Source organism: Streptomyces oryzae, assembly GCF_017676365.1.
Taxonomy (GTDB): domain Bacteria; phylum Actinomycetota; class Actinomycetes; order Streptomycetales; family Streptomycetaceae; genus Streptomyces; species Streptomyces oryzae.
Genome location: NZ_JADKMA010000239.1, coordinates 1 through 10,094, shown reverse-complemented (window position 1 = coordinate 10,094; position 10,094 = coordinate 1). Strand labels below are relative to the sequence as shown.

Sequence of the window (10,094 nt, the reverse complement as noted above, 5' to 3'; positions counted from 1 at the left end):
GGGCCCCCCGACTCCCCCACCGGCGATCCCCTCGGGAGCGAACGCGCCCACCTCGCGGCCTCGCGTGCCGCACTGCGGGCCATGCGGGCCGACGCCGAGTCCCTCGACATCCGCGACGTGACCGCGAACTGGGTCAACGCCGAAGTGCTCGCCTCCGGCATCGAGGCCCGCATCGCCTCGCTGGCCGACCTCGCGCACGCACCGCTGTTCTTCGGCCGCCTCGACTACCTGGACGCGATCGGGGACGACGGCGCCGGCACGTCCGACAGCGACGGGCACTCGTTCTACATCGGGCGGCGGCACGTCCATGACGCGGACGGCGACCCGATGGTCATCGACTGGCGCGCCCCCGTCTCGCAGCCGTTCTACCGCGCCTCCCCCAAGGACCCGCAGGGCGTGGCGCTGCGACGCCGGTTCGGCTACACGGGCGGCGAGCTGACCGCGTACGAGGACGAGCACCTGACCGGGCCCGCCGCCGCAGCCACGGGCGAGGAGCACACCCCGCACCGCACCAGCGCGCTGCTCCAGGCCGAGATCGAGCGCCCCCGCGTCGGCCCCATGCGGGACATCGTCGCCACGATCCAGCCGGAGCAGGACGAGATCGTACGCGCCGGGATCGACGGCACCGTGTGTGTGCAGGGGGCGCCCGGGACGGGGAAGACGGCCGTAGGGCTGCACCGGGTGGCGTTTCTGCTGTACGCGCACCGGGAGCGGCTGACCCGTACGGGCACGCTCGTCATCGGCCCCAACGACTCCTTCCTCCGCTACATCGAGCAAGTGCTGCCCGCGCTGGGCGAGGTGGCGGTGCAGCAGACGACCGTCGAGGCACTGGTGGCACGGCCCGACGTGCCCGTACGGGCGGTGGACAGCGCGCAGGCGGCCCGGATCAAGGGTGACGCGCGGATGTCCGAGGTGCTGCGCCGGGCCGTGCGCGCCGGGGTGCGCCCGCTGCCGGACGAGCCGTGCGTGGTGGTGCGGGGCTCGCGCCGGTGGCGGGTTCCGGCGTACGAGATCGAGGAGCTGGTACGGGAGTTGCTGGCCCGCGACATGCGGTACGGCGCTGCACGTGAGGCGCTGCCGCAGCGGATCGCGCACGCCGTGCTGGTGCGGATGGAGCAGGCGGGCGAGGCACCCGACGACCGGGTACAGGACGCCGTGGCCCGCAACGCCGCCGTCAAGGCCGTGGTACGTGAGGTGTGGCCGGCCGTCGACCCGGCGAAGCTGGTGCTGCGGCTGCTGTCCGACGCGGACTTCCTCGCCGAGCAGGCCGACGGGGTGCTGAGCCCGGACGAACAGCGGGCCGTCCTGTGGGAGAAGGCGCCGCGCGGGGTCAAAAGCGCCAAGTGGTCGGCCGCCGACGCGGTACTGGTGGACGAGGCCGCCGACCTGATCCAGCGCACCCCCTCGCTGGGCCATGTGGTGCTGGACGAGGCGCAGGACCTCTCCGCGATGCAGTACCGGGCGGTGGGGCGGCGCTGTTCGACCGGCTCCGCGACCGTGCTGGGCGACCTGGCGCAGGGCACCACTCCGTGGGCCACCGAGAGCTGGGAGGCCGCACTGGAGCACCTGGGCAAGCCGGGTGCCGTGGTGGAGGAGCTGACCGAGGGGTTCCGCGTACCGCGGGAGGTGATCTCGTACGCGTCCCGGCTGCTGCCCGCCATCGCGCCGGGGCTGCGGCCCGCGACGTCGGTGCGGGAGTCGCCGGGGGACTTCGCGGTACGGCGGGTGCCGGATGCGGCGGCGGGCAGCGGGACGGCGGCGACTGATGCGGGGGCCGGCGGCGGGGCGGCTGCGCGGGATGGCGGCGGGGCGGCTGCGGCGGCCGGCGACGGGGCGGCTGCGGCGGCCGGCGACGGGACGGCTGCGGCGGCTGTCGGCGGGACCCTCGATCGGATGGTGGTGGACGCCTGCCGTGAGGCGCTGCAGCGGGAGGGCTCGGTCGGGCTGATCGCCGCCGACTCGCGGATCGCCGCGCTGCGCTCCGCGCTGGACGCCGCCGGGCTCGACTGCCTGTCCCCCGGCGAGGAGACCAGCGCCCAGGCCAGGTTGACCCTCGTACCGGCCACGCTGGCCAAGGGTCTGGAGTACGACTATGTGGTGCTGGACGAACCCGCCGCGATCGTGGCCGGCGAGCCGGACGAGCGGACGGGGCTGCGCCGGCTGTATGTCTCGCTGACCCGCGCGGTCTCCGGGCTCGTCGTCGTACACGCGGAGCCCCTTCCGGGTGCGCTGTCCGCACATGTGTTGACGGGACGGTCGGTGTGACATCGTGACGTGGCCGTAACGTAGATCTTTGTCCTTTGTCCTTTCACGTCCGAGCACGTCCGAGCACGTCCAGGAGTCGCGCCGTGCACCATCTTTCTTACGGAGATGTCAAGACCGCCGCTGACCGGGTTTCCGGCGGCGTTCGTCCTGTCGCGGTCGCGCGCGCGGACGTCGAAGCCACGCCGGCGTCCGACACGCCCGCGTACGAGCTGTACTTCGCGCTGGAGTTCATGCAGCACACCGGGAGCTTCAAGGCACGCGGCGCGCTCAACTTCCTGCTCGCGCACCGGGAGCGCGGTCAGCTTCCCGACGCGGGTGTCACCATCGCCTCCGGCGGCAACGCGGGGCTCGCGTGCGCCTGGGCCGCGCGCGGGCTGGGAGTCCCCGCGACGGTGTTCCTGCCGGAGACCGCACCGCAGGTGAAGGTGGACCGGCTGCGGTCGTACGGCGCCGAGGTGCGGCTCGTCGGTACGGAGTACGCCGAAGCCGCGGCGGCCTGCGAGGAGTTCGCGGCCGACACCGGCGCGCTGCCCTCGCACGCGTACGACCACCCGCTGATCGCGGCGGGCGCCGGAACGCTGCTGGAGGAGATCCGCGCGCAGGTGCCGCTCGTCGACACCGTGGTGGTGGCGGTGGGCGGCGGCGGCCTGTTCGCCGGGGTCGCGGCGGCCGCGCAGCACCACGGGATCCGGGTGGTCGCCGTCGAGCCGGAGCGGTGCCGGGCGTTGAACGCCGCGCTGGAGGCGGGTCGCGTGGTCGATGTGACGGTCGACTCCGTCGCCGCCGACGCCCTGGGCGCCCGCCGGGCCTCACCGATGGCCCTGTCCGCCGCTGGGCACCGGAACGTGCGGTCGGTGCTGGTGAGCGACGACGCCGTGGTCGCGGCCCGGCGGGAGCTGTGGGAGCGGTACCGGCTGGCGGTGGAGAACGCGGCGGCAACCGCGGTTTCCGCGGTCGAGGGCGCGGTGGCGGGCCGGGAGGGCACGCCTTATGTGCCTTCCGCCGGGGAGAGAGTTGCCGTGGTGCTGTGCGGCGCCAACGCCGATCCGGGCGAGCTCGGAGGCTGAGGGCTCGGGGTCGGGAGCCTGCGGGTTGCGGACGGGAGGGGGAGCACTGCCCCGAATAAAGAGCGGTGCTCTGGCTGCAGAGCGCTGCTCAATGAGACGGGCGAGCGCTGCTCCGAATAGAGAACGCCGCTCCAAGTCGAGAGCACCGCTCTCGCTGCGGAGCAAAGCCCCGTTCCTCAAGTCACCGGTTCAAGCGGTGACGGGCCCGGCGGTGGGTCCGCGATCCGCTCGAAGGGCGGGCCCGTCAGCCGGGTCTCGACCACGTCCCGGGCGACCTGGTGCAGCGGGCGCTGCCGCGAGCGGACGTAGGCGCGCAGGGCGCCGAACGGAGAGCGCCGCTCTCACAGCAGAGCAGTGCTCTCCCCGCACCGGCCCGCGTCACCGGAACGCGGGCAGGTTGCGCGTCACCCACTCGGCGAACGGGGCAGCCGGCCGGCCAAGCACATGCTCCGCGTCAGGGCTGATGCGCTGCTCGGCGGGCAGCGGACGGCCCAGGATGTCCAGCGTGCCGCCGATCACCTCCTCCGGCATGAACTGCGCCAGGTGCGCGTGAGCCTCCTCGCGGGACAGCTCCACGAAGGCCACCTCCTCACCCAGCACCTCGGAGATCACCGTCGCCTGCCGGCGCGGACTGATCGCCTCCGGGCCGGTCAGTTCGTACGTACGTCCCGCGTGCCCGTCCTCGCGCAGCGCGACCGCGGCGACCTCGGCGAGGTCCGCCGGGTCGACGACGGGCAGCGCCACCTCGGCGAACGGGGCGAAGACCGTGCGCTTCGTGCGGACCGACTCGGCCCAGGCGTAGGCATTGGAGGCGAAACCGCCTGCGCGCAGGATCGTGAAGTCCGCCCCTGAGACGCGTACGGCGGCCTCGAACTCGCGCAGCCGGGTGTGCGAAGGAGCCTCCGGGCGGGTGGAGTTGATCTGGGAGGAGAGCAGGACGACCCGCTTGACTCCGGCTTCCATGGCGGCGTCCAGCAGCGCTTCCGCGGGCTCGCCGGGGCCGTTGAGTGCGCCGCCCAGCAGGAGGAAGAGGGCGTCGGCCCTCCGGAGGACCGGCCGCATGCTCGCGGAGCTTCCCAGGTCGGCCCGGGCGTGCCGCACTCCGCCCGGCAGCCCCTCGGGCTCCGCCTGCCGCGAGACGGCGACGACTTCCTCGCCCGCGTCGGCCAGCAGCGGGAGCAGCGAGCGTCCGACGTTGCCGGTTGCGCCTGTCACAACGATCATGTCGACCCCTTTGGATCAGGTAGGTAGTTAGTTAGTTAGTTGACTGACTTAATCGATGGATGGACCGTAGCACAGTTCCACCGGGAGGTGTCTATAGTTAGTTGGGTGACTGACTCAGCAGGGCCGCAAGCCCCGGCAGCCAAGCCGCAAGCCCGGGCCTCCATGCCGCAAGCGCCGACGCCCAAGCCCCGGGCGCGCGCGTCGGAGAAGCGGCGGCGGCTCACGACGGCGGCGGCGCGGGTCCTGCACGAGCAAGGCGTCGAGCGGACCACCCTCGGCGACATCGCGCGCGCCGCCGACGTGCCCGTCGGAAACGTCTACTACTACTTCAAGACGAAGGACGAGCTGGTCCGCGCCGCACTGTCCGAGCACAGCTCCCACCTGGGCGAACTCACCGCGCGGCTGGACGAGTTGCCCGAGCCGCGCGACCGGCTCAAGGCCCTGGTCGAAGCCTGGCTGGAGCAGCGCGAGGTCGCAGCGCGGCACGGCTGCCCCACCGGCACACTCGCCGTCGAACTCGACAAGCGGGCGGACGGGACCCTCGACGCGGAGGTCGGCGCGGTGCTCCGGCAGCTGCTGGACTGGGCCGCACAGCAGTTCCGCGCCATGGGCCTGGCCGACCCGGACGACCTCGCCGTCACCCTCGTCTCCGCGTACCAGGGCATGTCGCTGCTGGCCAACGCGCTGCGCGACCCGGACGTGATGACCCGCGAGGGCACCCGGCTGCTGCGCTGGCTCGACTCCCTGTGAGCCGGCCGCCGGGCATACGGAGCACGCCGCCGACCTCCCGGGGGTCAGCCGCTGCGCGGGGTCACCAGGCCGGATTCGTAGGCCATGACGACCAGTTGGGCGCGGTCGCGGGCGTGGAGCTTGGCCATGGCCCGGTTGACGTGGGTCTTCGCGGTCAGCGGGCTGATCACCATGCTGTCGGCGATCTGGTCGTTGGACAGGCCCTGCGCGACCAGGGCCACGGCCTCGCGTTCGCGGTTGGTCAGCTCCTTCAGCCCCGTCCCGGAGCCGGTGTGCGGCGGCTGGGTGACGTAGCGGTTGATCAGCTTGCGGGTGATCGACGGTGCGAGCAGCGCGTCGCCGCGGGCCGCGACGCGTACGGCGTGCAGGAAGTCCTCCGGCACGATGTCCTTGACCAGGAACCCGGCGGCGCCGGCCCGCAGCGCCTCGAAGACGTACTCGTCGAAGCCGTAGTTGGTCAGGATGACGACGTGCACCCCGGCCAGCGCCGGGTCCGCGGCGATGCGCCGGGTCGCCTCGATGCCGTCCACGACCGGCATCCGGATGTCGATGAGCGCGATGTCGGGCAGGTGCTCCCTGGCCAGGGCCAGGCCCTCGGCCCCATCGCCCGCCTCGGCCACCACCTCGATGTCGTCCTCCAAGTCGAGGAGCGCACGGAAACCGCTGCGCAGCAGCCGCTGGTCGTCCACCAGCAGGACACGGATCATGGTGTCTGCTCCACGGGGAGTTCGGCCTGGACGGTGAAGCCTCCCTCGCCGCGCGGCTCGGCGCGCAGCCGGCCGCCGAGCGCTGTGACGCGCTCCCGCATTCCGAGCAGGCCGACGCCGGGCACCGGGGCGCTGTCCGGTGTGGCCTTGCCGTCGTCGTCCACGCGTATCGCCAGCGCTTCCGGACGCCAGTCGATACGGACCGAGGCCGAGCCGGCGGCAGCGTGCCGGGCGATGTTGGTGAGCGCCTCCTGGACGATCCGGTAGACGGTGCGGTCCACCGCGTCCGGTACGTCGTGCCGTTCCCCGTCGACCGTCAGCGTCGCGTCCAGGCCGATGCTGCGGGCCTGTTTGATGAGTTCCGGTACGTGGTCGAGGCCGCGCGGCGGGGCCGTGTCGTCGTCGCGCAGCGCGCCCAGGGTCGCCCGGAGTTCCCGGGTCGCCTCCCGTCCGGCCTCCTGGATCGCCAGCAGCGCCTCCGGTACCTCCTCGCCGCGCTTGCGGGCTACGTGGACGGCGACCTCGGACTGCACCTTGATGATCGAGATCTGGTGGGTGAGGGAGTCGTGCAGCTCCCGCGCGATGTGCAGCCGCTCCTCGTCGGCGCGGCGCCGCGCGGTCTCCTCCCGGGTGCGCTCGGCCTCGTCGGCGCGCCGCTCCGCCTGCCGCAGCGCCTCGCCCGCCGCGCCGGCCGCGATCAGCCAGGCCAGCTCCAGGGCGCCGCGGGCCTGCGCGAACGCCTCGCCGGTGTCGTGCAGCCCTGAGGCCATCGCCGCGAACGGGAGTGCGGCCAGCATGAGCACGCTCGCCACCACGGTGAGGGTGCGGTGCCCGGCCCGTACGGACGCGTACACCGCGAACAGGTAGGCGACGGCCGGTACGTCGAACCCCGCCGCCTGGTACCCCACCGCGCACAGTCCGGCGCCCGCCAGTACGGGTACGGGAGCCCGGCGGCGGGCCGCCAGCGCCAGGCCGCCGGCCGCCAGCAGTGCGTAGCCGAGCACGTCGGCATCCGTGCGGGACTGCTGCCCGGAAACGCCGGTGACCAGCAGCGCCGCCGCGACCCCGACGGCAATCACCCAGTCCGTGACCCCGGCCCGCATCCCGGGCCGCCCTGTGCTCATGCGCGCACCCTAGCCGCACGCCGCCCCGCCCGATTCCTGCTCACGGACCAATCCCCGGCTACCACCGACGCAGTAGGCGCCGCACTTCCGGCTCTCGGCGATCCGGCGCACCTGCTCGAGGCTCGCCACCACCCCCTTGAGCGCCAGCCGCAACGCGAGGGCCCCGGCCGCGGGCTCCGCGAGCGCGGCGTGCCCCTCCGCGAGGGCCGCCTGCGCGGCGGCCAGCTGGCGCTCTTCGACGCCGTCAGCGAACGTCGCCACCACGCCGTCGGGTTCCCCGACCAGATAGCACGGCTTGCCCATGTCACTCACCCACGGCAGCAGCCGCATGCTGTTCGGATCGTGCTGGTCGGCCATCGGTTCCGCTCCTTCTCGGTGCTGTAGTACGACGGTCAGGATCCTTGCGGGGCTGCGGGGTTGTTCCCATCCCGGCGGGCTATAGGAGCGTCCTATATTGGAGAAATGGGCGACCGATACCAGGAGTTGTGGTCTCATCCTGAGCTGGGCGCTGCCCTACGCGACGGAGACTGGGGCGCGGTCTTCCGTACGTACCGGAGCTCACCGGCATCAGTCAGACGAGGCTCGGGGAGCGGGTGGGGCTCGCGCAGTCGGACGTCTCCGAGATCGAGCGCGGACGCCGCAAAGTGACCTCCGCAGAGGTGCGGCAGCGGGTCGTCGAAGGGCTCGGTGTTCCAGCGTACGCGCAGGAGGGCGGCGCGGCGGGCTCGCTGCCTGTCGCCGGGCTGGGGCTGCCGGGGGCGATGCCCGATGAGGATCTGCTTGCCCGCGTCACCGGCGTCGTGGAAGCCGCGCACCGGGTGGACGCCGCAACGCTCGACTGGCTGGACCGGTTGTTGGCCGAGCACCGCCGTGCCGAGGACTTCATCGGTTCGCGGCCGTTGGTGTCGGTGATGCGCGAGCAACTGCGGACAGTGGTGGGCCTGCACGCGGGGGCGCGTGGGGAGTTGGCGGACCGCGTGGTGCGACTGGCCGCCGAGCACGCGCAGTTCCTCGCCTGGATGGCCCAGGACCAGGACGACACAGCTGCCGGGCTTGCCTGGTTCGACCGCTCGCACGAATGGGCGCTGGAGGCCGGCGACGCCGATATGGCAGCCACGACGCTCAACATGAAGGCGCACATGGCGTGGTCCAAGGGGCGGGCGCTGCGCTGCGTACGGCTCGCGGAGGCTTCCCAGTGGTCCGCACCGGGATCGTCGTTGAGCGTGCAGGGCATGGCCGCTCAGATGGCGGGCCGCGGGCACGCGCTCATGGGCGAGACCGACAGCGCCCACCGCCTCCTGGACCAGGCCCAGGAACTGGTGAGCCGCGCCGCCGAGCAGCCCGGCGAGGGTCCGGCGTGGATGTACTTCTACGACGAGAACTGGTTCACCCTGCAACGGGGGATGGCCTGCCTCCACCTGCGCGAGTGGCAAGCGGCGGTGCGCCACCTGTCCCGGGGTCTGCGCTCGATGCCGGACACCTATCGGCGCGACAAGACGTGGTACCGCGCCTGCCTCGCCCACGCGTACGCCGAGGCAGGCGAGGCGGAACAAGCATTGGCCACCGCTCTCGCCGCTGTACCGGACGCCTCCGAGGTCGGACGCCCGCACTCCTGGAACGAATTGCACACCACGGCGGCCTCACTCACCCGTCATCGCGCCCGGGAGAGCCGCCCGTTGCTGGCCGCCTTGCGCGAACGCGACTGAGGGAACGGACGGGGCTGCGCACGCGGCTGTCACCCACCCTGGGCAGAGGATTCCAGGCGGCTCAGGGTCTGCATGGCCTCGCGTTCCAGGTGGGAGAGGTCGTGGAGGAGGGTGGCGGCCTGGGTGAGGGGCTGGGGGTTGCCCGATTCGCCGGCTTTGGTGAGCAGTGCTGCGACTTCCGTCCATAGAAGGGCTGCCTCGGTGTACAGGTTGTGGCCGGTGCGCAGGTGGGGGTTGTCGAGTAGTTGGGCGCACTCGGCGAGGAAGTCGCGGTAGAGGTTGCGGAAGAGGGCGCCGCCGGTGCCGGCCTTTTCCATCAGGAGGGCGGCCTGGGGGAGGTCGCGTTGGGGGTTGTCAGTGCGCTGGAGCCAGGTGCGGACCAGCTTGCCGGCCTTTTCGATACCGCGGTATCCCAGGTTGGCGATGGGCGGGTTGAGGAACGAGTCGGCGCAGGCGGTGATGGCGGGGATGATCCGGTCCTGGGGGGAGGGCGAGTTCTTCGGAGCGGTGAGGGTGAAGGAGCGGTGCTTGGCGGCCATCGGGCCGCGTGCGGCCCTGGCCTGGGCGAGGCTGGTCAGGCTGGTGGATACCGCTCCGCCTTGCTGGTCGGTGTCCACCAGGTAGGCGTCGTGATCGTCGTAGCCGTACATGGCGACGACGTGGCCGCCGAAGTGCACCTTCGCGGAGAAGTAGTCCAGGTAGTAGCTGTCGAGTTGGAGACCGACTGGTCGGTCGGTGCTGAGAGGGGCCGCCACGTTCTCCCACGCCTTGCGGGGTGAGGTGGTCTCCTGGACCTGCAGGTCGAGCCCGAGTCCGGCGGCCAGGTTCGTGGTGAGGACGAAAGGCTTGACCCGTCCGCCGAGGAAGGGGAAGTCCATGTTCTTGCTGTCCCAGTAGATGAAGGACAGACCGGAGCCGAGGCCGAAGAGCATGGGCTCGGACAGATCGAGTCCTTGGTGCCGCAGCAGCACGCCCAGAGCTGTCGTCTCGCAGTGCTGCATACCGCGAGGATCGATGTCTGTCACCGTCGTCATGCCATGCCCTCCTGGACGAGATGAGCGCAGCGCGACCGTATCTCGCCGCAGGCTAGAACGGGTGGGAGAACGGGTGTTCCCTTACGCGGTCGTAGATGCGGCGGAGCCAGGGGCGGCGGACGGCGGGGAGGCGGGCGAGGGTGCGGAGGAAGACACCGGAGTCGGGGCGGAAGGCGCTCCAGGGGTGCATCGGTGGGGGGTCGTCGCGGAGTACGCC

The 10,094-nt window shown here is 72.3% G+C and carries 9 protein-coding genes; 4 read left to right on the top strand and 5 right to left on the bottom strand.

The window, feature by feature from the left end; genetic code table 11:
- The coding region (locus tag ITI46_RS30750) for a HelD family protein (RefSeq protein WP_209243210.1) at window positions 1–2,265 on the top strand (2,265 nt) is incomplete at its 5' end.
- An 83-nt stretch (window positions 2,266–2,348) separates the two neighbouring features.
- Window positions 2,349–3,332: a serine/threonine dehydratase gene (locus tag ITI46_RS30745; RefSeq protein WP_209243209.1), complete on the top strand. Its 984-nt coding sequence runs from the start codon at window positions 2,349–2,351 to the stop codon at window positions 3,330–3,332.
- 378 nt (window positions 3,333–3,710) lie between these two features.
- Here the strand turns inward: ITI46_RS30745 and ITI46_RS30740 are convergent, their stop codons facing one another.
- Entirely contained in the window at window positions 3,711–4,556 is an 846-nt protein-coding gene (locus ITI46_RS30740) for an NAD(P)H-binding protein (RefSeq protein ID WP_209243208.1), read from the bottom strand.
- Between the two features lie 162 nt (window positions 4,557–4,718).
- On the opposite strand from ITI46_RS30740, the gene ITI46_RS30735 reads away from it, so the two are divergent.
- On the top strand, window positions 4,719–5,306 hold the full coding sequence (locus ITI46_RS30735) for a TetR/AcrR family transcriptional regulator (RefSeq protein ID WP_209243211.1): 588 nt from the start codon (window positions 4,719–4,721) through the stop codon (window positions 5,304–5,306).
- 44 nt (window positions 5,307–5,350) lie between these two features.
- Here the strand turns inward: ITI46_RS30735 and ITI46_RS30730 are convergent, their stop codons facing one another.
- The 3 genes from ITI46_RS30730 to ITI46_RS30720 are packed head-to-tail and all read right to left on the bottom strand — an operon-like array spanning window position 5,351 to window position 7,494.
- Window positions 5,351–6,013 (bottom strand): response regulator, encoded by a 663-nt coding sequence (locus tag ITI46_RS30730; RefSeq protein WP_209243207.1) that lies wholly within the window; start codon window positions 6,011–6,013, stop codon window positions 5,351–5,353.
- On the bottom strand, window positions 6,010–7,137 hold the full coding sequence (locus ITI46_RS30725; RefSeq protein WP_209243206.1) for a sensor histidine kinase: 1,128 nt from the start codon (window positions 7,135–7,137) through the stop codon (window positions 6,010–6,012). The genes ITI46_RS30730 and ITI46_RS30725 overlap by 4 nt, the downstream gene beginning before the upstream one ends.
- Before the next feature lie 9 nt (window positions 7,138–7,146).
- Complete coding sequence (locus tag ITI46_RS30720; protein ID WP_209243205.1) at window positions 7,147–7,494, bottom strand: hypothetical protein; 348 nt, start codon at window positions 7,492–7,494, stop codon at window positions 7,147–7,149.
- A 236-nt stretch (window positions 7,495–7,730) separates the two neighbouring features.
- Between ITI46_RS30720 and ITI46_RS30715 the strand changes: the two genes are divergently transcribed.
- Window positions 7,731–8,843, top strand: a complete 1,113-nt coding sequence (locus ITI46_RS30715; RefSeq protein WP_307808392.1) for an NsdA family TPR-like regulatory protein — start codon at window positions 7,731–7,733, stop codon at window positions 8,841–8,843.
- 29 nt (window positions 8,844–8,872) lie between these two features.
- Here ITI46_RS30715 and ITI46_RS30710 read toward each other — a convergent pair whose 3' ends face one another.
- The gene (locus ITI46_RS30710) at window positions 8,873–9,877 is read right to left on the bottom strand and encodes a BtrH N-terminal domain-containing protein (RefSeq protein WP_209243204.1); all 1,005 of its coding nucleotides are present in this window, start codon (window positions 9,875–9,877) and stop codon (window positions 8,873–8,875) included.
- Window positions 9,878–10,094: the final 217 nt, after the last annotated feature.